17 protein-coding genes are annotated in these 23,084 nt (G+C 33.2%); 6 read left to right on the top strand and 11 right to left on the bottom strand.

Going from position 1 to position 23,084, the window contains the following annotated elements; translation table 11 throughout:
- Position 1 precedes the first annotated feature (1 nt).
- Genes LBP67_06125 through LBP67_06115 form a run of 3 tightly spaced genes read left to right on the top strand, consistent with a single transcriptional unit; the run spans position 2 to position 2,182 of the window.
- Entirely contained in the window at positions 2-586 is a 585-nt protein-coding gene (locus LBP67_06125) for an adenylate kinase (GenBank protein ID MDR2084553.1), read from the top strand.
- Positions 587-590: 4 nt separating this feature from the next.
- Positions 591-1,583: a GTPase ObgE gene (gene obgE / locus LBP67_06120; GenBank protein ID MDR2084552.1), complete on the top strand. Its 993-nt coding sequence runs from the start codon at positions 591-593 to the stop codon at positions 1,581-1,583.
- On the top strand, positions 1,583-2,182 hold the full coding sequence (locus LBP67_06115) for a phosphatase PAP2 family protein (protein MDR2084551.1): 600 nt from the start codon (positions 1,583-1,585) through the stop codon (positions 2,180-2,182). The genes obgE and LBP67_06115 overlap by 1 nt, the downstream gene beginning before the upstream one ends.
- Before the next feature lie 71 nt (positions 2,183-2,253).
- On the opposite strand, the gene LBP67_06110 is transcribed toward LBP67_06115, so the two are convergent.
- The 11 genes from LBP67_06110 to LBP67_06060 all read right to left on the bottom strand — a co-directional run bounded on the left by LBP67_06110 (position 2,254) and on the right by LBP67_06060 (position 18,638).
- Positions 2,254-5,373 (bottom strand): AsmA family protein, encoded by a 3,120-nt coding sequence (locus tag LBP67_06110; GenBank protein ID MDR2084550.1) that lies wholly within the window; start codon positions 5,371-5,373, stop codon positions 2,254-2,256.
- A gap of 162 nt (positions 5,374-5,535) precedes the next feature.
- Positions 5,536-5,901 carry a hypothetical protein gene (locus tag LBP67_06105; GenBank protein ID MDR2084549.1) on the bottom strand — a complete coding sequence of 122 codons (366 nt, stop codon included), beginning with the start codon at positions 5,899-5,901 and terminating at the stop codon, positions 5,536-5,538.
- A gap of 111 nt (positions 5,902-6,012) precedes the next feature.
- Positions 6,013-6,315, bottom strand: coding sequence for a hypothetical protein (locus LBP67_06100; GenBank protein ID MDR2084548.1), 303 nt, complete (start codon positions 6,313-6,315; stop codon positions 6,013-6,015).
- Between the two features lie 214 nt (positions 6,316-6,529).
- Complete coding sequence (locus LBP67_06095) at positions 6,530-10,762, bottom strand: S8 family serine peptidase (GenBank protein ID MDR2084547.1); 4,233 nt, start codon at positions 10,760-10,762, stop codon at positions 6,530-6,532.
- 1 nt (position 10,763) lies between these two features.
- Complete coding sequence (locus LBP67_06090; GenBank protein ID MDR2084546.1) at positions 10,764-11,129, bottom strand: hypothetical protein; 366 nt, start codon at positions 11,127-11,129, stop codon at positions 10,764-10,766.
- Between the two features lie 142 nt (positions 11,130-11,271).
- A complete protein-coding gene (locus LBP67_06085) occupies positions 11,272-11,541 on the bottom strand; it encodes a hypothetical protein (GenBank protein ID MDR2084545.1) in 270 nt (89 codons plus the stop codon).
- A gap of 11 nt (positions 11,542-11,552) precedes the next feature.
- On the bottom strand, positions 11,553-12,116 hold the full coding sequence (locus LBP67_06080) for a hypothetical protein (GenBank protein ID MDR2084544.1): 564 nt from the start codon (positions 12,114-12,116) through the stop codon (positions 11,553-11,555).
- 369 nt (positions 12,117-12,485) lie between these two features.
- Positions 12,486-13,382 (bottom strand): UDP-3-O-acyl-N-acetylglucosamine deacetylase, encoded by an 897-nt coding sequence (locus LBP67_06075; protein MDR2084543.1) that lies wholly within the window; start codon positions 13,380-13,382, stop codon positions 12,486-12,488.
- A complete protein-coding gene (lpxD, locus tag LBP67_06070) occupies positions 13,360-14,376 on the bottom strand; it encodes a UDP-3-O-(3-hydroxymyristoyl)glucosamine N-acyltransferase (GenBank protein ID MDR2084542.1) in 1,017 nt (338 codons plus the stop codon). Before lpxD ends, LBP67_06075 begins: the two co-directional genes overlap by 23 nt.
- Positions 14,377-14,431: 55 nt before the next feature.
- On the bottom strand, positions 14,432-15,838 hold the full coding sequence (locus LBP67_06065) for a hypothetical protein (protein ID MDR2084541.1): 1,407 nt from the start codon (positions 15,836-15,838) through the stop codon (positions 14,432-14,434).
- Positions 15,839-15,920: 82 nt separating this feature from the next.
- Positions 15,921-18,638: an adenosylcobalamin-dependent ribonucleoside-diphosphate reductase gene (locus LBP67_06060; protein ID MDR2084540.1), complete on the bottom strand. Its 2,718-nt coding sequence runs from the start codon at positions 18,636-18,638 to the stop codon at positions 15,921-15,923.
- 330 nt (positions 18,639-18,968) lie between these two features.
- Between LBP67_06060 and rsmG the strand changes: the two genes are divergently transcribed.
- The 3 genes from rsmG (at position 18,969) to LBP67_06045 (ending at position 22,900) form a co-directional block, all read left to right on the top strand.
- Positions 18,969-19,589: a 16S rRNA (guanine(527)-N(7))-methyltransferase RsmG gene (rsmG, locus tag LBP67_06055; GenBank protein MDR2084539.1), complete on the top strand. Its 621-nt coding sequence runs from the start codon at positions 18,969-18,971 to the stop codon at positions 19,587-19,589.
- 346 nt (positions 19,590-19,935) lie between these two features.
- Positions 19,936-21,126 carry a phosphoglycerate kinase gene (locus LBP67_06050; protein ID MDR2084538.1) on the top strand — a complete coding sequence of 397 codons (1,191 nt, stop codon included), beginning with the start codon at positions 19,936-19,938 and terminating at the stop codon, positions 21,124-21,126.
- Between the two features lie 10 nt (positions 21,127-21,136).
- Positions 21,137-22,900, top strand: coding sequence for a chloride channel protein (locus LBP67_06045; protein MDR2084537.1), 1,764 nt, complete (start codon positions 21,137-21,139; stop codon positions 22,898-22,900).
- Positions 22,901-23,084: the final 184 nt, after the last annotated feature.

Here is a 23,084-nt window from a genome sequence, read left to right as displayed (position 1 = left end):
CATGTTTGCTATTGCTATATCGGGACCTCCGGGTGCAGGAAAAGGAACACAATCTAAGTATATTATACAGGAATTTGATTTTGAATATATTTCTACAGGCGAAGCTCTACGTAAAGAAATGGAATTATCCACGGAAATAGGAAAGCAAATAACGGAGATTATGGATAAAGGTCATTTGGTAAGTGATGAAATTGTTACCGATATTGTGAGGAGAGTCGTTAAGGAAAGTAAGAAAGTCGAGGCTAAAGGAATTCTTTTTGACGGATATCCGAGAACTGTAAATCAAGCAATATCCTTTGATGAAATAATGAAAGAATACAATGTTGATTTTATCGGAATGATTGATTTGGAAGTGAGCGAAAAAACTTTGATAAAAAGGATTCTGGCAAGAGGAAAAACCTCCGGAAGACACGACGATAATGAGGAAAGTATTAAACATCGTTTGAATGAATATTATGTTAAAACAAAACCTGTTATAGATTATTACAAAAAAACGGGAAAATATTTTGCCGTGAACGGAGAAGGCAATATTACTGAAATTCATCTCCAAATGAAAAATTTTATTGATAAATATATTTATAGTTAATTTTATGCCACAATCGAATTTTGTTGATTACGTAAAAATATTTTGTAAATCGGGCAATGGAGGTAGCGGTTCTATGCATTTCCACAGATCGAAGAAGAATCCGCGAGGCGGCCCCGACGGCGGAAACGGCGGTAGAGGTGGAAATATTATTATTAAAGCAGACCCGCACAAATGGACTTTATTACATTTGAAATACACCAAACACATCCACGCGGAGAATGGAGGCTCAGGCTCATCAAATCTGAAAACAGGAAAAAACGGCGGAGATGTTTATCTTTACGTTCCGTTGGGAACAGTTGCGAAAGATGCCGAAACAGGCGAAATAATTGGTGAAGTTGTTGATGAAGGTAACGAACTGATTCTAAAACACGGCGGCAGAGGCGGTATGGGAAATGATCATTTCAAAAGTGCGACTTTCCAAGCTCCTAAATTTGCTCAACCCGGTGAAGAAGGTCAGGAAGGCTGGATAATCCTTGAATTAAAAATTCTTGCCGACGTTGGTCTGGTCGGATTTCCTAATGCGGGAAAATCTACTTTATTATCGGTTATGTCTGCCGCAAAACCCGAGATTGCCGATTATCCTTTTACAACAATAGTTCCAAACCTCGGAATGGTGCAGTATCACGGAGAAAACTCTTTTGTTATTGCGGATATACCGGGGATTATTGAAGGAGCACATAAAGGAAAGGGTTTGGGACACAGATTTTTAAGGCATATTGAACGAAATGCAGTATTATTATTTATGGTACCTGTTAGTGCCCAAAGCATTTCCAAAGAATATCAAATTCTACTGAAGGAATTGAAAAAATATAATCCTGAATTACTTGATAAACCGCGATTGCTTGCGGTAACTAAATCTGATATAGCTGATGATGAAATGATTAAATCGGCTAAAAGAACATTACCCAAAAATATTGACAATATTTTTATTTCTTCAGTAACAATGTATAATATTGATTCTTTGAAAGACAAGCTCTGGAAAATACTTAATGAATAATGTGGCAGTATTTAGATAAACTTGATAAACAGATTTTCCTGTTTTTAAACGGTATTCATAATAATTTCTTTGATGGGTTCTTTGATATTATTACTACAACCGTAACTTGGATACCTTTATTTATCTTGCTGGTTTATTTTATCATCAAAAAATACAAAAAAAAATCCGTAATTATTTTATTGGGAGTAGTTGTGCTGATTGCTTGTACAGACATGATTTCGGCACATATCATAAAACCTCTGGTCGGAAGATTACGTCCGTGCCATGATGAAAGTCTTGCCGGATTAGTTCATATTGTGAAAGATAAATGTGGCGGCAGATACGGTTTTGTTTCATCCCACGCAACAAATTTATTCGGTATAGCAACGTATGCTTTTTTTGTACTTAGAAAGTATTACAAGTATATTTGGTTGCTTTTTATTTGGGGAGCAGTAATAGGCTATAGCAGGATTTATCTTGGAGTTCATTATCCCGGCGATGTTTTATGCGGAACGATATTAGGAATTTTAATAGCGACTGCAATATGGTTGGGAGTCAAGGCGATTCTGATTAAGCGCGAAAGTTTGAAAACTAAAAATGCAAATCAAAGCACAGAATAGGAATAAAAATCAAAGATGAAGAACAAGCTGTCATTTTGAGTTAAAAGTAGTTCAAAATGTTGTTGTTAATATTATTTCAAATTATCTCTTAGTGAATCTCGTATCATTTGTTGTAAACGCAATGTTTGTGCTTGTACCACATTACGTTTTTTCGGATTATATAAATTAGCATATTGAGTAGGAACTAATTTGAATTTCAAATCACTAACCGGTCCCGAAACCTCTAATCCCAACCGTATCGGCAAAGGTGTATCGGTAATAGAGATATGATAATCACAAGAAAAGTCTTTATCTATATTATGTCTTCCCGCAACTACAGCCTGATATTTATCTATACTTATCAAGAAAGGATATAAATCAACCTCATCTTTGAAAACAGTTAATTCCACCGCAACACTGTCTACAAGATTTTCAGTTTTCTTACTGAACATTAATAATTTTGATATTTGTGAAAAAACATCACTGTCTAATAAAACTAAATTTTTACCTGTAATTGATGAAGAAGCCCTTAATGTTGACATTTTAGGTTTGTATGCAGATGTTAAATAAGTTTCCGCATCAAGATAAAACTCGGCATTTCCCTTGAACGATTTCAACATTGGTAAAATACTGTCAACATAGGGAATGATATCAATTAATTCTTCGATATCAATATCAAGAAGACGGAGATCGAAACCTACGAAAAGATGATTTTTCCTTTGCGAGCGGTACATCGCTGTTAGCTCCATTCGTGCGGCTCTTGTCGTAAACCCCATTTCTTCAAGCACGAGAACTCCGTCTTTAACAGTTACATGCCCGCCGAGAGATTCAAGGACTGTTTCTCCGATTGTAGCTTTCTTAATTAAAGTGTTTAACCTGAAATCAATTCCTTTCGGAACCATAAATGGATTATCCTCAGGAGATTCCAGTTCAACATCATTAATGTCCGTAGAATCGGCCCCGAAGCCGTTTACTAAGTCCATCAGTTGATTTACATCAGTATTATCCGAAGTAAAATCAAAAACGGCAGTTAATAATGTAGAATCCCTTAGATATCCGTCGACATTTTTTACATCACCTTTTAAATGGAAGGCGGAATTGCCGATTACAAAATTACCGTCGTGAATATTAAATACTTTGGAATCGTAATCCATTTTTAAATTCGGAACAAAAATAGGATATTCTATATCAGGAATTTCAATTTTACCTTCGCTAATATCAAAATCAAATTCGGGATTCCATTGCAGCAAAATATTTTTTTGTTTTTCATCATATTTTGCCGAAGCTTTAATGCCGACGGCAGCAGTTCTTATTTTATAAGTACTTCCCATGTTGGCATTAAGATCATTGCTGAAATATTCAACATTGTAATTTACAATCTCACGATTTTCTTTCGAAGGAATCATGCTGAAACTTCCGATAGCATCGGAAATATTAGCATTTATTGTATCCATTGAAGCAATTATTTTAGACATTTCAAAGCTTCCTTTTACGGAAACCGGTTGAATTGTATCTAAGATATTTGAAACGCCTACGGTTAAGTTTATGTCTTTTAGATCGGCATGGATATTATCGGAAATGTCCGCAATAATTCCGCTGCTTACAATATCAGCCCGGATAAGCTCTTTAAACGAAAGGTTTTTGGCTTGATTAGGTATTGCAAAAAGAATATCTAAATTTGGGGAGACAAGCTTAATGCTGTCTTCATAAAACACGTCCAAATCAGATAAAATTACTCTTCCGGAGATACTCGTCTTCATCAGATTCATATTTAAAACATCATCTAATTTGAATCTTGCATTAGCTGAAAGTTTTGCTTTGCCAGACATCTCGATTGTCATGTCTTCCGGAATCATTCTTTGTGCATCAGGAAGATTTAAGTTACTGTTTAATTTCAGATTACAAAAAATATTACCCGTTGTATCCGTTACTTTTCCTGAAATATCGAAGCTGCTGCTTAATGTTTTAGCACTCAGCTTTTCAATGTTTGCGTCGTATTTAAGATTATCGGATATATCAATATCGGCACTGAGTTTAGCGTAAACATCTCTGAAATTGTAGTCAAGCCCCGAATAAGAAAATTTTCCTTCATCGTATAAAGCGTTGATTTTGATTTTCGGCATTAAGTTTTCATTAAAGATTCCGTTAACGGAACCGTCAATAGTAATAGCGCCGCCGACATCAATTCCTTCGAGCAAGTTTAAAAAGGGTTTCGGAATTAAAGGTAAAATATTTTCAATAATTAATTTACTAGTGCCGAAATCAACATTTACAAGAATATCATCTGTATTATTATAATTTAAGTCGGTAGTACCTTTTAAAGTGATAATATTTTCTTCGAAATTTAATATAAGTTGCTTTATATCAAAATGCTTACGATTAAAATCAAGATAAAATGGAAAATTTAAACTCATTGTACTCGAGTTCAAATAATCCACATTATCCATTTTAAGTGAAGTTTCAGGAAAGTTAGCCTGCATTGAACCTTCTAAAATGTTGTCTTTGTAAACTCCATCGATAATGAACTTTGATTTACTTAATACGGCATTAATATTACTTGAATCCGATTCATTATAACTAAAATAAATATTATCGGTTGAAATATCAATTTTGCCGTCGATACGCGAATCATTTCCCTGAACATGACTGTTGGTTGAAAAATTATTTAATTCTGCAGAAAGATGGTTCGGACAATCTTCATATAAGACATTTAGATTTTTTATATATAGTTTCTCTAAAAGATATTCTACAAATGGCATTTTAAATTCACCAGAATCTTCCGTTTCCTCTGATGATGTGTTAAATATATCGAAATTAGATTGATTATCGCAATTAATAAAAATATTTGCGAAACCGTTTTCCAGATATATATTATCTACATTGAGTACATCATTTTTGAGAAATTCTTTTAAGTTGAAAGAGAGAATACAGGATTCAACATAAACGAGCGTATCAGACGGAGAACCTTCGACAGGATTGATAATGAAGAGATTATTTATTTTTATTCCGGCTTTAGGGAAAGTACGAAATAATGTCAAGTCTATTTCCCCCAATTTTGTTTCCGCATTAATAAATTTTTCTACTTGATTATTGACAATAGGAGTGATTCTTTTTGGTGTAAGAGCTAACCAGAAAACAATACAAATGACGATTAATAATACACCTATGATAGATAACAAGGTAATTCCGATTATTTTTAATGCTTTTTTCATATGAAAATAATTTTAACCATTTATTTTTATTTGAATCGTCATATGTTAACCACATGAATTATATTAATATCGTCATTATTATTTTAATAAGTGACGTGTGTTTGCATCCTTGGTTCATTTACTTAAGTTGCAAATTTACCTTGATGGGGTTTTATTGTAAATTTAATTGACTTTGCTAAAAGAATAGGATTTTGTAAAACTGTCTTTATACTTAAAAGTCGAATTGGTGAGTTCGGTTACTGTATAAGTTTTGGGAACTACACCGCCCATTTCCATTAAATGAATCTGGGTTAACGTACTTTTCTCTAAAGTCCATTCAAACGGTTGAGCTTCATCCTCATAAACATCATCGGCAGTATCCCAGGTATAGCCTGTGCCATCGCTGAAATATCTTTCAAATAATGTATTTGATTGCCATTTCCCTGTTAATAAAGAGCTGTCGAATTCTGTTTCTTCGGGCGGCCAACAAGAAGTTGCTCCAATAAGAATTATTATTGCAGCTAAAAATTTTATCAATATTTTTTTCATACTTAAATATCTTGAATTCATTGATGTTAAAATTAATCGTATGTATGTAAGCACATGATATTTTATTTGCTTATGTAACAAATTTGTTGTGATGGGTTATATCAGAATCTGTTATATATAGACATCCCATTTACCGTCGTCATCGCGGTAATTATTAACCCATTCTTGAGCTTCAACAAAGCCAAGCTCAGCCGAATTATACATATAGTCTTCCATTGCATCTCTAAGATCATCGCATAAATCGGAATCCGACTCGGAGTCGTCTTCGGCAATACATAACAGCTTTTCATAAATTAGACCGAGCCGGCACATCGCCTCCTCATCCTCGTTATCAGATCGTTCCATTAATTCGTCTAAATTTTCCAGTTCATTGACTTGTGACCTAACCGAGTCAATAAAATCGCTTATACTCATATTGTTTATAAATTTTCGTGCAAAGTAACAAATATTTAATTTAATTTGCAATAGGATAAAAAAATTAAAGACCAATGCTTTAATGATTTCTGGTTATGTAATGTTTGTATGGAATTATGAGGTAATTTATAGACAAGATAAAAAAATAATTTCCATAATTAACAAATTTAAAGCATTCCGCAATAGAAATACCTAATTGTTAATTTTCAATATTTCATTGTTTTACCCATTTGCCGGAAATTACTTTATCTTCTACAATAACTTTATAAATATAAACTCCTTGTTTTAAGAATGAAGTATTAATTGTGTTGGATCCTTTTTGAAGTTTGATTGAGATTTGTTTTGAGCCGTTTATATTAAATAACTCAAAATTATTATTCTCAATCTCGCAAATAACAATAATGTAATCTTTTCCTGGATTTGGGTAAACGTATACATCGTTATTATTATTTTTATTGTTGATTATCAATTGTTCATTGTCAATTACAAAAATGCTTTTCTCAAGAGGTTTCTCTTCCAAATTAATGCAAATATCATGGAAGAAACATAAAATACCTTGTGCCATCAAAGAAGAAACTCCGGTATTTAACATTGCTATCTCTGTAAGTTCCTTAATTTCATCTTCTCTCATTTCGAAATAGTTTCTACCAGATTTATGGAGTTTGTTCTTAAATTCAAAGAAATTTATGTAATTGGTATGCTCGTAAAGCTCTTGTTCGTTAAGATAAAAAATTTTCGGAATTGTTTCTAAAATTTTTAATGCGTCTTCATATTTACCCATTTGATAATATGTTTCCGCAAGGGAATATTTTGCATTTAAAGTGTTAATTACATTATACCATTCACTTAGTTTATTAAGATCATAAATTGTATCCGTTTTAATTGTCTGCAAAGCATTATTACTGATCTTTGCCATTTGCCAACTGATTTCCAATAATTCCTCATGCATATCCGTTGCAGCAAGTAAAAGTGTTTCATCTAAAATTATTCCGTTATCATAATATTCAATAACCTTATCATAATCTTTAGAGTAGAAGATATTTAGTTGTGAGGAATATTTTTCATTTAGCTGAGAATAGATTTCAATATCTTTTTTATAATTTTCATTGCTTTTATCAACGGCTGTATTACTACATAAAGTAGATTGACAATTGTTTATGACCGATACTACCTCAGTTACAAAAGTATTAGTATTGGTAGTAGGATAATGATAATTATCGAGCCCGTACTTATATATTAATTGTTTTGTATTATCTTTTTGAATATTATATATTGCATTTTCTGAAAAATCATTATCAGAACCTTTAGAATCACTGCCCTGTACCCTTTGTATTAATGATCCGAAAGATAAATGGATATCAATACTATTATTTGAAAAATAATTACAAGCGAATTGTAATCCTCTTTCAGGATATGGATTATTTGAAGTTATTCCTCCTCTAACATAAATACCTTCATTTAATTTTTTAAAATCATTTAAATATATTGAGCTTTCATTACCACTAACAGATTTTACATCAATACCAATATAATTTTTGCTTGTATTTACTGTTTGTGCATAAAAACTGTTTGCTTCAATTTTATAATTTACCCCCTGGTCAATTTTAATTCCTACGGGATTACTGAAAGGATTATTATCGAAATTAATGTTTAGTCTTGTGGCAGTAAAATTATTAATTGTATTTGATTTAATAGAATATTCATTTTTTGAAAAATTACTTTTATTTACTTTAAAAGTATAAGTAGTACCGTCAGTATGTGTATCAATAGCATTAGTAAAACCAGTAAATGTACTTGAGTTACTGTTGTTAATTCCGCATCCGCAATTACTTGATATCATATTATTAATACATGATTCGTCAACAATAAAATATGCTCCTTCTGTATATATGGCCTGTTTTCTTTCGTTTGTATTACTAATATTATTAACAAAATTGCATCCATTGAATTTTATTCCGTAAACACCCCATAATGAAATATGATTTTCGAAAAATTTATCACTTGATTCAAATAAGTTATTATCATCAACAATAAAAGTACAGTTTTTAAAAAAACTTTTGTTGCTTGATATTATCCGGCTGCTCGAATCTGTATATTCCCAGAAGGTTATTGATTTTCTATTGTTTCTAAAAGTAGTGTTTTTAGCCTGAATAATTCCGCCAGATGTATTTCCGTCGCTCCCAACCCCATGTGCTGTTACTGCAAAGTTTGCGTTTTCAATAACGGCATTGTTTTTTAAGATAATAGTACCCTGATATTGTTCTGTTTGAGCTTGATTTTTGTTACCTATGACTCTTATGCCTTCCCACATAAATTGGGAGCATGAGTTAGTGAGCTTGCCTCCGTCTATAATTAATTTAGCCCCGGGGTTAATAATGATTTTTGCGTTTTTCCCACAATGTATAGTAGAGTTAATAGTTAATGTAACTCCGTCTTTAATAATAACTTCTACTCCTAAAGTACTTTCTGTATTCCAGACTTGATTAGAAGTTATTTCAAAATTTGTGTTGGATAAATTAGGATAGCTGTTACCACCAGTAATATTTAATTGTTTTTGCAAAGAATATAAAACCTTATCTTGTGCTTTGAATTCTATTTTTATATAGGAAGACATAGAAGATGAAGCTGTTGATATGATTGTTACATTTTTTGTTCCTTGTCCTGAGACTATTTCTAAAGCAGGTCCCACACTCCATACTATTTGCATTGAAGAAGACGACGAACCGTTATAATAAAATGTAGCTGTATTACAAGAACCAATAGATGTACTACCTGAAATAGTCGCATTCAAAAAATAAGCTTTCTTGACCGCAGCTTCAGCATTTACTAAACCATAACCAACTTGTTGATTCCAAGTGCCGTTAGGACGATTAGAAGTATTGGTAAAAGTGTAATTTGGTAATTTAGTGGCTGTTGACTCAATAATATCTCTGACTTGTTGTCCGGTAAGGTTAGGATTTGCACTCAAAACTAATGCAGCTACACCAGCAATATGAGGGCAAGCAGCGGAGGTGCCACCAAAGCCTATCCTATGATTATTAACAGTAAATCCTAGTTCACCATGTCTATCAATTGTTGGTACAGTTGTCCCAGGAGCCACAATATCTAAAAGAGTACCATAATTACTTCCTGCATTATTACCGCCATCCCATGGATCGCAAGAGCTGGGAACTGATTGAAGACTCCCTGATCTGATACCACATTTATCAATTGCACCAACTACTAAAATTGAATCATTAACATTTTGAGGATAAGGAATTATTGTTTTGTTTTTATTTCCTGAAGAGAAAACAACGATACATCCATTTCCATTTCTTCCATTTTTAATTGCATTATTAATTGCAAAGTTTAAATTATCATTTTTATTTCCATCACCCCACGAATTGCTTAGTATATGGGCATCCAATTCTTGCCATGATTTGGTTATCGCATTAGCTATTTTATTTTGACTAAAAAAACTTCCATTGTTTTTCACAATTCGTATAGGTATTATTAATGTATTAGGTGCTATTCCTGCTACACATAACGTATTATGGCTTGCCGCAATGATTCCGGCACAGTTTTGCCCATGATATCCATTAGTTCTTGGCCTTCCGGTTCCATCACTATTTGCAGTATAACCATTAAGAACCCTACTATAACCTAAAGACGAATATAAATCCTCATGTTCTTCAACTCCATCATCTATTACGGCAATTTTTATATTTGTACCGATTGTCCCAAATACCTTATTTAAAAAATCCCATGCACCTTCTGCACGAATATCAATGCCGAAACTTCCACCTGTTTGGCCGGTGTTTTTCAAATTCCATTGATAATTATTAAATAGCGGATCATCAGCGTCTAAAGTATAATTATAGTAAAAATCTGGAGTAGAATATTCAACCGATTCAGTATTATATAATAAGTTTGCGATTTCTATTACGTCTTTATCCTTTTTACATATAATAGATAATTCATTATCTTGAACATAGGAAATAGAGATGGAATCATAAGTTGCCAATCTGTTTTGAAGCGATTCAATAGAGGTTAATGTATTTGAATTATATTTAACAATTACCTCATTACGTAACCATATCCGATTTTCATTTACAACTTTCGAATAAGTAAAAAAAACTATATCATCATGTTCAATACTTATTGCATTTATCAATGAGTCTTTTGTAATAATTGGTAAACGAAAACTATTTATGATAATATTGTCATCCTCGTCGTCCGCTAAAATTTCATCGCCCTCAGCATTGAAAATGTTTTCTAATTTATTAACAATAATATGGTAATTATCCATATTTTTTATAATAATATTTACAGATGTTGAATCTGTTGTCCAATAATGTGCCTTTCCACTTGCATAATAATAGCCATCTAGATTAGAAATGTTATTCTGTCCGAATAAATTAAATATAGGTAATAACAATAAATATAAAATTTGAATATTTTTTTTCATATTATTTTACTCTTTCTATACATTGTAAATTATAAACACTTGGCAAACCCGCATCATGATTTTGCATTTTGCCTTCGCAATAATCTTCATAACATATGCTAATATATGTAGGAGTTGTTGATTTAAAGGCGGCCGGAATGTTTCCAGAAAAAGTCCAATAATTGGTATCATTTTCTTTATTATCAATATCCGGATAGAAATGTGCAACTATTTTATGTTTTTTGTTTGAACAATTGGTTTTATTTATATAATACGGCTCTTCAAGATATTGCCATACACCGTTTATTCCGCAATCACAATTTTTCTTTTTCACGCATCCTGTAAACATTATTACCATGCATGTGAATAGTAAAATAACATTTTTCATAATTTAAATTTTTTAGTTTATAAAATAATTTATCTGTTTTTATAAATGGCATATATTTTTAGGTAAGATATTTAATATTAATAAATAATTCTACAAATGTATAAATATATAGTAATTATTCCAAGTAGGGTTTAATATATTTTCACAAAAAATTATTACAAAGCACATTGATAAATTCGCCTTTTTCATTACTAATAACCGTGTCTCGAAAGTAAAATGCAAAAACTCCAAAAGGGCCATTGAGGGCAGAAGTAATAGTAATTTCAACATTTTTCATTGGTATTATTGAATCCGCATCATAGATATAACCTATCCCAATAGCAGAATAATATTCGTCTTTTGGTAGTCTACAATTGTTAACAAGCGAAGCAACAGCAATTAGTAATGCTGCTAAAATAATGTGGTGTTTCATAATTATATACTTTATTTTCTTTTGAAAGTATATCTTATTGTACATCCAAAAACCCAATCGAAGAACGACCACTGTCTTTCAAATTCAGGAAGAAAGAATCCAACATTGTCATTATCATTAGACTTAATTAATATACCATAACCGGGTCGTAAATCTAATTGAAAAGCTATCGGTTTCCTCAGAGAAACAAATTCCAATCCGAAAATTGTATTTATGCCCAATTTTGTACACCCTGAATATCCTCCATTTATCCCACCTCCAACAAAATAGAATAATTCGGCATTATGCAAATATTTCAATCTTTTTTGATACATCAGATTAGCATCTGCCTCAACAACAGGTTGAATAGCAGGGTCCCAGTTGTCATTTGCTTTGTATGGAGAAACTATTACTTTCCAATATATATCGGACTGAAATGCTATATTATCTGAGAAAAAACATTTGAAAGTAGGCCCAATAACATTAACAAACATTGAGCCTCCGATACTTGATTTATATGGATATTGTGCAACCGTTTCTTGGGTAAATACGCAAAATAAAATACTTATAATTAGAAAAAACTTTACTGGCTTCATAGTTTATGGCTTTAATTAGGTATGCTTCTAAAAAATACCTTTTTACAACTTAACATTGAAAAAAATCGGAGTCTTGTTGAGATTTTTTGCAATTTAAATCATAATTGGTACAAATTTATTAAATAATCGTTGGTCTAAAATTCGTTCATTTTTACAAACTATTCTGTTATTTTCCTAAATTGAAAGTTAATAAAATACGCGTCAAAATTAAAAATAATTTTAATATTTGCAAATAATTTTGAAAAATAATTTAGCGGACACAAATCTTGTATTCCTGATTTTATCAATCAGAAAAATGAGAAATTATAAAATAATACAATTTATTATTTCGCAGGGAGTTGTATAAAAAAATATTTATACTTTTAGTTCTTATTCTTCTCCGATTATTTTTTTTGCTATCCCGCTATTTACAGCATGCCCCGGTTTATAGGCTGTAAAATGTCCTTTCACTGATTTCCCTATTAATGAGAGATCGCCTATCATATCTAAAAGTTTATGGCAAACGAGTTCTTTCGGACTTCTTAATGTTGTATTATTCAACATTCCGTAATCGGTAACTTTTATATTCGATTTGTTGAACATTTTGCAGAGATATTCGGATTGGTCATCGGTTAATATTTTATCTGCGAAAACAAGTGCATTGTCAAAGTTGCCGCCTTTTATAAGATTATTTTTCAGAAGAAATTCCAGCTCACTTAAAAAAACAAAGGTTCTGGCGGAAACAATATCTTTGACAAGCTCTGTGTCTTTTTCTTGATCGTAAGTCATTTCTTGAACCCCGATGGGATAGGGATATTCAACTCTTATATCGATTTTAAATCCGTTATAAGGAGAAACTTTTACATAGGAATCTCCGGAAAAATATTCAAAATCGTCTTTAATTGTCAGAAATTCTTTTTCTTTATTTTGTTCGATGAGATTATTATTAAGCAAATTGTAAATCGGTAAAGCGCTTCCGTCTAAGATGGGCATTTCTTCGGCATCAACCTGAACCAGAATATTGTCGATTCCTAAAATAGTAAAGCAAGCCATAAAGTGTTCAATGGTTGATATAGAGGCGTTTCCACTCTTTATGGAGGTGCTCCTATTAAATGCAAATGTATTTTTTTCGATGGCTTTTACAAGCGGACGGTTTTCTAAATCGGTTCTTTGGAAAAGTATTCCCGAGTCAATATCTGCGGGAAAAAGTTTAACAACGGATTTTTTGTTGGTATGAAGTCCGGTGCCTTCAATAGTTACCGGATTATTTATTGTTTTTTGCGTCATCTTCTAACTGTTTAAACTTTTCGGGAAGTTTGCGAAAATACGAATAACTTCTCTTATAGTCGAAAGAATTAAAGGCCGGAGTACCCATAAATGTCTCATTATCTTTAATCTTTGTAATAACGCCCGATTGAGCTATAATTTTCACATTATTGCCTATTACGATATGATCTATAATACCTACCTGCCCGCCGATCATACAATTGTCGCCAATTTTTGTTGATCCTGCAATTCCTGCCTGCGAGGCTATTACTGTATTTTTTCCGATTTCAACATTATGTGCAACATGAATCAGATTATCCATTTTAACACCTTGACGGATAATCGTTGAGCCGAGAGTTGCTTTGTCTATGGTACAGTTTGCACCTATTTCAACGTCGTTTTCTATTACTACATTTCCGAGGTGCGGAACTTTTATATTTTTGCCGTTTTCTTGAATGAAGCCGAAGCCGTCGGCACCTATGATAGTTCCGGCATTGATTATACAATTATTTCCGATACGACAATTCGCATAGATTTTAACACCCGGATAAATTTTTGTATTTGAACCTATTGTGACGTTCTTGCCCAGATAAACCTGAGCGTAAATTTTAGTGTTGCTTCCTATTTCGCAGCCGGAAGTTACTATAGTACAATCACCGATATAGCAATTTTCCGCAATTATAGTTCCCGGTTCAACATGTGCATTCTCCGAAATTCCCGCATATTCTTTTTCAATGTTTTGATTATAAATATTCATTAATTCGATAACTGATTTATAAGCGTCATCTACAACGATAAGAGTATTATTAACAGGTTTTTCAGGAACAAGGTTTTTACTAATAACAATAATACTTGCTTTTGCATTTTCCAAATATTGTGAATATTTATCCGAAGAAAGAAAACTTAAAGTTCCCGGAGTACTTTCTTCTATTTTTGAAAATCCATTTATTCTAACTTCCGGATCTCCAATTATTTTTCCGTTAATTATAGGAGCAATATCTAAAGCTTTAAACATGATGATAAATTAATTTTACAATAAAAAATAAAACGAAATAAGAATAAGTTTATTGTTAGAACACAAAGCCGATGTTTATATAAAATCCGCTTCTGCCGTCATTTTTGTCGGCAGCTCTTCCGTAATTGATGGCGACAACAAAATTATGATTCATCGAGAAATAAAATCCGGCGCCATAGCCAATATGCAATTTATCCGATTTTCTTGAAGTATCAAAAAAATCATTTACATCATATCCTTTAAACTCTTCTTTTTTTGTGGGATCATCATCAGACAGACTTAACTGTTCAATTGCGTAATTTATTTCATCTTTTTTCATTTGAACAATAGTACTTCCGAGATCCACGAAAGGGGCCAGGGTAAGATATATATTTTGTTTTCCGAGAGTAAAATTAACAAACCGCCATCTTAATTCGATATTCCCGTAAGCGAAATGAGATCCGTAAACTCTTGTTTTTAGAATTCCCCGTAACGATTTTGCACCTCCGAGCCCGTCGGATGTTGTGGCTGCGGAATAAGAACTTATCATAAAAGGTTGTACATAATAAGGAACTTCACCGAATAAAGTTCCTTGATAACCTAATCTGTACGCAAAAGTAAGTTTATTACGAACTAAAGTAATATATTGTCTGTGAGTTAGGGCAATTAATCCGTAACTCATTTGGTCGGCAGCTTTGAATATCGCAGGTGAAATATTAAAAAGAAGTTCGGTCCAAATTCCCTTGTTAGGATTAGCCTCAATATCACGTGTATCATAGATTGCACCGAATTTCACAAAAGTGCTTAAACCGCCGTCAGCTTCTTTTTCACTGATAATTCCCCATTTTACATAATTATCATAAAGCAAATCAACATCAGGCAACATTTTGTCTTCATCCTTATTTTTATTTAACTTATCGATATCAACAGTACCCATTCTAAAATTATAAACGCCGATGCCTGCGAGCCATTTGAAATCACTCTTTCCTATATTTTGTTGAAGATCAATAGTAAATCGTAACATATTTCTTTTTTGTCGATAATACATCCTCGAAATATAATTTTCCGACGAATCGTCTGAGAAATCTTCATTGAAAATTGCCATTGCCCCGTTGAAACCATAAAAATGATCGGCTCTGCTGGGCAGATAACTAATATCGGTTGTCATTCTGATACCTTTCGGGAGCAACGCTTTATCGTCGTAAAAAAATTGAAAAACACTACTTCCCTTAGTATAAGTAGATACTTCTACTTTGAAAGAACGGTTATAGTCCGGATATCTGCTGCCGTCGCCGTAATCAAAGGCGTTAACCAATGCCCCGTATTGAAATCCAAGGTCGGTATTAAAAGATACAACCGGTAGTCCGCCGAAGTTCCATCCTTTTTTAATTTTTTCTTTTTTTACTGATGTCGTATCCGGCTCTGCAGCAAAAGCAGTTGTTATAATTGCGAGGATTGCGAGTAATAATATTAATTTTTTCATAGTAAATATTTTATAGACAGAATGACAAAATTTTATGAATTAACATATTATTTGTTAATTGTTAACTCTTTCCTCCTTCATTTTATCCTCCACATTTCGAGTGTCCGCAATCTTTACATACTTCACAACCTTCAACAAGTACGAAATTAGGAGATTTACATTCCGGACAAGTTCTTCCGGCAGACATACCGTCCGGAATATAGCGTTTTAAAGCTCTTGCAACGCCATTTTTCCATGTGTTGATATGATCTTCTTCGAAATGCATGTTTTGAATTAATTTGATAGCTGATGGTAAAGGCATTCCATGACGAAGAATTCCGGAAATCAATTTCGCATAATTCCAGTATTGTTTATCGAAAGAGCGTGAGAGCCCGCTGATATGTCCGTCGAATCCGTCTTGATCTAAAAATTCGAAATCATATCTGCTGACTCCATTTTTCAAATCTTTATTCTTTACAACCCAACCTTTGCTTATTTTGGGATGAATCCAGAAATCTTCGGCTTTACCTGTAAAAATTTCATAAGGTTTGCCGTCCAGAAGTCCTACAACAGCTATCCATTGTTCATAATTATTCTGAAATCTTACAACATCGGCTTCAAGTCTTTGCGGGCGTGGCGGCGCTTTAGTTTCTTTAAAAGCCGTTTCTTCCATTTTCGTATCATGCGAAACAAGAACACCTTCCCTGCTGCCGTCGCGATAAATAGTCATTCCTTTGCAACCGCTTTCCCAGGCTGTTTGGTAAATAGTACTTACAACATCTTCGGTAACATCATTTGGAATATTTACAGTAACGGAAATCGAATGATCAACCCATTTCTGCATAGCTCCCTGCATTTTAACCTTTGCAACCCAATCGATATCTTTTGATGTAGCAAGATGATATGGTGATTTTTCAATCAATTTGTCGAGCTCATCGGCACTATAATTCATAACTTCATCAACATCATAATTATTGACTTTCAGCCACGTGATAAAATTATGGTGGAAGACATTAAATTCTTGGAAAGAATCGCCGGCATTATCAACAAAATCAATACGTTCCGCTTTATCATTCGGATTCACTTTTTTACGTCTTTTGTAGTAAATCATGAATGCCGGTTCAATTCCGGAAGTTGTTTGCGTACAAATACTAACGCTGCCGGTAGGAGCAATTGTAAGCAGGGCAATATTTCTTCTTCCTACTTTTGCCATTTTATCAATAATTTCGGGATATTCTTTTTCGATACGATTGATAAGAGGATTCTTTTTTTCGAGTTGATAGTTGAAAATTGGAAATGCTCCTCTTTCTTCGGCCAAATCAACAGAAGCACGATAAGATTCGCAAGCAACCAGCTTTTGGATTTCAGTAGCAAATTCAATTCCGAGGTCGGAACCGTAACGGTAACCCATTGCGGCGAGCATATCTCCTTCGGCTGTAATACCTATTCCCATACGTCTTCCTTTGACGCTTTTATCTTTAATTTTAAGCCACAAGTTCTGCTCAACACGTTTTGTCTCTTCCGATTCAGGATCATTTTCAATCTTTTTCAGAATCGTATTAACTTTTTCAATTTCCAGATCTACAATGTCATCCATAATTCTCTGGGTCAGATGAACATGTTTTTTGAATTTTTCAGTATTGAAATATGCTTTATCTGTAAACGGATTTTCTACGTAGCTGTAAAGATTTAATGCTATAAGTCTGCAACTGTCGTACGGGCAAAGCGGAATCTCTCCGCAAGGATTTGTAGAAACCGTTTCGAATCCGTAGTCTTTGTAACAATCAGGAACCGATTCGTTTTTTATTGTATCCCAAAAAAGCACACCCGGTTCGGCAGAAGCCCACGCATTGTGAATAATTTTATTCCATAATTCGGTTGCGTTTATAGATTTTGTGAACATAGGGTTTTCGGAATCTATAGGGAACCGTTGGATATATTCCTTTCCTTCTCTAACGCAATTCATGAATTCATCGTCTATTTTTACGGATATGTTAGCTCCGGTAATTTTACCTTGAGCTAGTTTTGCATCGATGAATTTTTCCGCATCGGGATGTTTTATGGATATTGAAAGCATTAGTGCTCCGCGACGGCCGTCTTGAGCAACTTCGCGAGTTGAGTTGGAATATCTTTCCATAAAAGGAACTACTCCTGTTGAGGTTAGGGCTGTATTGTTTACATGACTGCCTGTAGGACGAATATGGCTGAGATCATGGCCGACGCCTCCTCTGCGTTTCATTAATTGCACTTGTTCCTGATCTATTTTAAGAATTGCTCCGTAAGAATCCGAACCACCTTCCGTACCGATGACAAAACAGTTTGATAATGATGATATTTGCATATCATTTCCAATTCCTGCCATCGGACTGCCTGCCGGGATAACGTATTTGAAATCTCTCAGCAATTCATAAATTAAATCCTCGTTGAGAGGATTCGTATAGTTTCTCTCTATGCGTGCTATTTCCGATGCGATTCTTCGGTGCATTTCATCGGGACTTTTTTCGTAAATATTGCCGTTAGAATCTTTTAGAGCATATTTCTTTACCCACACATCTGCAGCAAGATCGTCTCCTTTAAAATACTTAGTTGCTTCTTTTTTAGCTTCTTCTATTGAATATTTCACTCGATTGTTTTTATTTTCAGACTTAATGCCTGTAGTTTCGGAAGGTTTATTTTCGTTGTTTTTTTGCACTAGAGAAGGTACCTCTCTTGTGTTTTCTAATTTTTGTAAATACGTCTCTTTTTCCGATTCATTTTTTGAATCGTTTTTTTGAATCGTAATATTGTCGTCTAAATTAAATAATAAACTATCCGAACCCATTTTGTTTAAATTTGATGTTTTGTAAAAAATTGTTTATTAGCTATATCCAAGTCAAAAAAAATCATGACCTACATTTTGCTAAAGTAATAATATAGGTTTAAATAAACGAAAGAAAAAAGTATACAGTTATTAACAATATTTTAACAGGGTGAAAGATGTAAGGATTAATTTCTTTGATAATGTGGCAATTAAAACATCAAATTGTTTAAAAATATTTTTTTTCTTACAAATATTTATACCCATTGTTACTGTAAATATGTTGTTAATAAATCAACAGCTAAATGATTTTGTTAATTTTGAAAATTTTATGGTTCTGTCTATTTTTGCAGAATGAAAATATTAGAAAAATACTTTCCTGAATTTTCCGAAGAGCAAATGAAAAAATTCAACTTTCTTAAAGAACAGATTATTCTTTGGAATTCATCTATAAATGTTATTTCACGTAAGGATATTGATAATTTTGATATAAATCATTTATTGCATTCATTGAGTATTGCCAAAGTAATTCAATTTGTTAGCGGAACGAAAGTTTTAGATATAGGCACCGGCGGTGGATTTCCCGGACTGCCTTTGGCAATTGCTTTTACCGAAGTAGAATTTCATCTTATTGATTCAATTGGGAAAAAAATCAAAGTTGTAGATGCAATATCTAAAGAGTTGAACATTACTAATGTAACTTGTCAACAAATTAGGGCGGAGGATTTAAGGAGTAAATACGATTTTATTGTTTCGCGAGCAGTAACCGCTCTCCCTAATTTTATGAATTTTACCTCAGGAAAGTTTTTGAAAGAGAATAAAAATTCCCTTTCAAATGGTATTTTATATCTTAAAGGAGGTGATTATAAGGAAGAATTAGAGACAATTAATAAGAATTACCGAATATTTCCGATTTCAAGTTATTTTGAAGAAGAATATTTTGAAGAGAAAGATATAGTATATATAGAGCATTGAGTTTTTTTAGACAGAATGATAAAATGTTTTTTATAAACAGCATTATGATTATTGCATGTCTCTTGTTTTCCCCTCACTTTATCACTTTTATTTTGATATTTTGTTTTTTTGAATTTTAATGCGTTGCAATTCTTGTATTATTTGTTTGGATGACGTGTTGATAAACTCAGGTGATTTATGGGGTGGCACCATAATATGTCTAATTTGAATATCCCGAGCATAACATGTTCATGCTTGTGGGTATTTATGTTGCATGCTTTCGGAATGATGTAAACAACAAATTCTCAATTCTCAACTCTCAATTTTCAATTATTTATCTATCTTTGCAGCAAATTATTACTTTAGTATGAAAACAATTAACGACTTTAATTTCAATGGGATGAAAGTTTTAATAAGAGTTGATTTCAATGTCCCTTTAAATGAAAAATTCGAAATCACGAGTACTAACCGTATTGATGCAGCTTTGCCAACTATCAATAAGATTTTAGACGACGGCGGTTCGGTCATTTTGATGTCTCATCTCGGTCGTCCGAAAAACGGTCCGGAAGAAAAATTTTCATTAAAACATTTGGTTAATTATCTCCAACAAAAATTAGACACCAAAGTTTTATTTGCAGATGATTGTATTGGAAAGTCTGCTGTTGAAGCAGCAAAAAATTTGCATAATGGCGAGGTTTTACTTTTGGAGAATTTACGTTTTCATAAAGAAGAAGAAAAAGGCGATGAAGTGTTTGCTGAGAAATTGGCTTCCTTGGGAGATTTTTATGTTAATGATGCATTCGGTACGGCTCACAGAGCTCATGCATCTACAACAATTATTGCAAATTATTTTGATAAAGACCATAAGGCTTTCGGATTATTAATGGCGAAAGAAGTTGAAGCTTTAGAAGAAGTTATGACTCATGCTAAACGTCCGTTTACTGCTATTCTCGGAGGAGCAAAGGTCTCGGATAAAATTTTACTTGTGGAAAATTTGATAAACAAAGCCGACAATATTATTATCGGTGGCGGAATGATGTTTACTTTTGTAAAAGCGGAAGGCGGAAAAATCGGAAACTCACTTGTTGAGGAAGATTTTTTGGAAATAGCAAAAAAAGTTCTTCAAAAAGCTAAGAAAGAATCCGTTAAAATATATATTCCGGTTGATGTTGTTGCTGCCGATAAATTTGCAGAAGATGCAAATACTGAAATTATGGATGCCGGTGATATAAAAGACGGTTGGATGGGATTAGATATCGGTCCGAAATCCCAGAAAGAAATCGAAGAAATTATTATAAATTCAAAAACAATCTTATGGAACGGTCCGATGGGAGTTTTTGAAATGGAAAAGTTTTCGGAAGGAACTCATAAAACAGCGGAAGCAGTTGCAAAAGCTACTGAAAAAGGTGCTTATTCGTTAATAGGAGGCGGTGATTCGGTTTCGGCAGTAAAGAAATATAAACTTACGGATAAAATTAGTTATATATCTACAGGCGGCGGAGCAATGCTTGAATATATAGAAGGGAAGAAATTACCCGGAGTAGAAGCCCTATTGTAATATTCCTGAAATGAAATTTAAAAAGATTAGAATTATTGCATACCTTAATTCTTTACCTGAAAGACAAAGGTTAATTGTGCTTGCAGTAATTGTCGGTTTTTGTAGCGGACTGGCTGCTGTTGCACTAAAATTATCAATAGAAGGCATTAAATATGTTCTAACTAATTGGATAGATACGGGAACAGCAAGTTTATGGTATTTATTATTTCCCGGATTCGGGATGTTGTTAGCAATGCTTTTTGTTAAATATGTGGCAAAAGAAGATATCAGTCATGGAATAACAAGAATACTATATTCAATTTCGCGTAAGGAATCTAAATTGAGTGCGAAAACAATTTGGACGCCTTTAGTTGCCAGTGCCGTAACAATCGGTTTCGGCGGTTCGGTTGGAGCGGAAGCGCCTATTGTTCATTCTGGCGCGGCAATCGGCTCAACAATAGCACAAAAATTAAATCTGAACTATAAGCATATAACTTTGCTTTTGGCTTGTGGCGCAGCCGGTAGTTTGGCAGGAATCTTTAAAGCTCCTTTAGCCGGAATTGTCTTTACAATTGAGATTCTAATGTTTGATCTTACTTTGGCATCTATTGTTCCGCTACTGGTTTCTACGGTAACGGCAATTTTAATTCCGTATTTTCTTTTAGGACAAACAGTTACATTTACAAATGCTACAACTCCATTCAATTTGGATAATATCCCGTATTACATTTTATTAGGATTAATCTGCGGGTTGATGTCTTTTTATTTTATTCGTTCAACATTAAGTATTGAGGGAAAAGTAAAAAGTATTAAGAATCCGTATATCAGATTAATTGTATGTGCTTTAGGAATAGGCTTGCTGGTCTTTTTATTTCCTCCTTTATACGGCGAAGGATATTCTTCATTATCAATGTTGTTAAATAATGAGGTTGAGAGTGTTTTCGACGGCTCAATTTACGGTTCGATAAGTCAGAATAATATATTTGTTCTTATTTTCTTTTTTGCCGTCATGTTTCTGAAAGTAGTTTCTATGTCTTTTACCAATGCGGGAGGAGGAATCGGAGGAACTTTCGGTCCGACATTATTTGTCGGCGGGATTTGCGGTTTCTTGGTTGCACGGGCGATAAATTTAACCAATATTATTGCTTTACCCGAAGCAAACTTCGCTTTGGTGGGAATGGGCGGATTGATGGCAGGAGTGATGCATGCTCCGCTTACGGCAATATTTCTCATCGCCGAAATTACCGGCGGCTACGATTTATTGATGCCGTTAATGATTACATCGGCAATATCTTATATGTTGATTTCAAGATTAGAGCCAAATTCTATTTATACAAAACGACTTGCTATTCAGGGCGATCTTATTACTCATGATAAGGATCAGGCTGTTCTTACTCTTCTTAAATTGGATCAACTTATTGAAACGGATTTCATTAAGGTTTATGAGGAACAAAGTTTAGGAGAGTTGGTGAAAATAATTTCCACTACGCATAGAAATTTATTTCCGGTTGTAACTCATGATAATAAATTTGTTGGGGTTGTATTGCTGGATGATGTTCGTAATATTATGTTCGACAATAGTAAATACGATACAATACATGTTAGCAATTTTATACGGTTTACACCGCATGCTATCAAAAAAGAAGATACAATGGAAATGGTGATGAAAAAATTCAAATTAAGTAATGCCTGGAATTTACCGGTGATTGATGAAAATAATGTTTATCTCGGATTTATCTCCAAATCGAAAATGTTCGGAGCGTACAGAGAACAATTGATAAACTTTTCACAATAATATTAATATTTGGACATTTCATCAACCGATTATGATAATTGTTAATTAAAATATCATAGCCGAAGAAATCACTAAATTTTATCTATTTCATCCATTTTATCAACTTTATCTATTTTATCAATTAATCTATTTCATCCATTTATCCATTGAAACCGGTTGTCCGTCTTTACCTTCTTCTTTCAAT

Source organism: Bacteroidales bacterium (genome assembly GCA_031276035.1).
In the GTDB taxonomy this organism is placed as follows: Bacteria; Bacteroidota; Bacteroidia; order Bacteroidales; family BM520; genus RGIG7150.
This window is presented reverse-complemented; position numbering and strand designations above follow the sequence as displayed.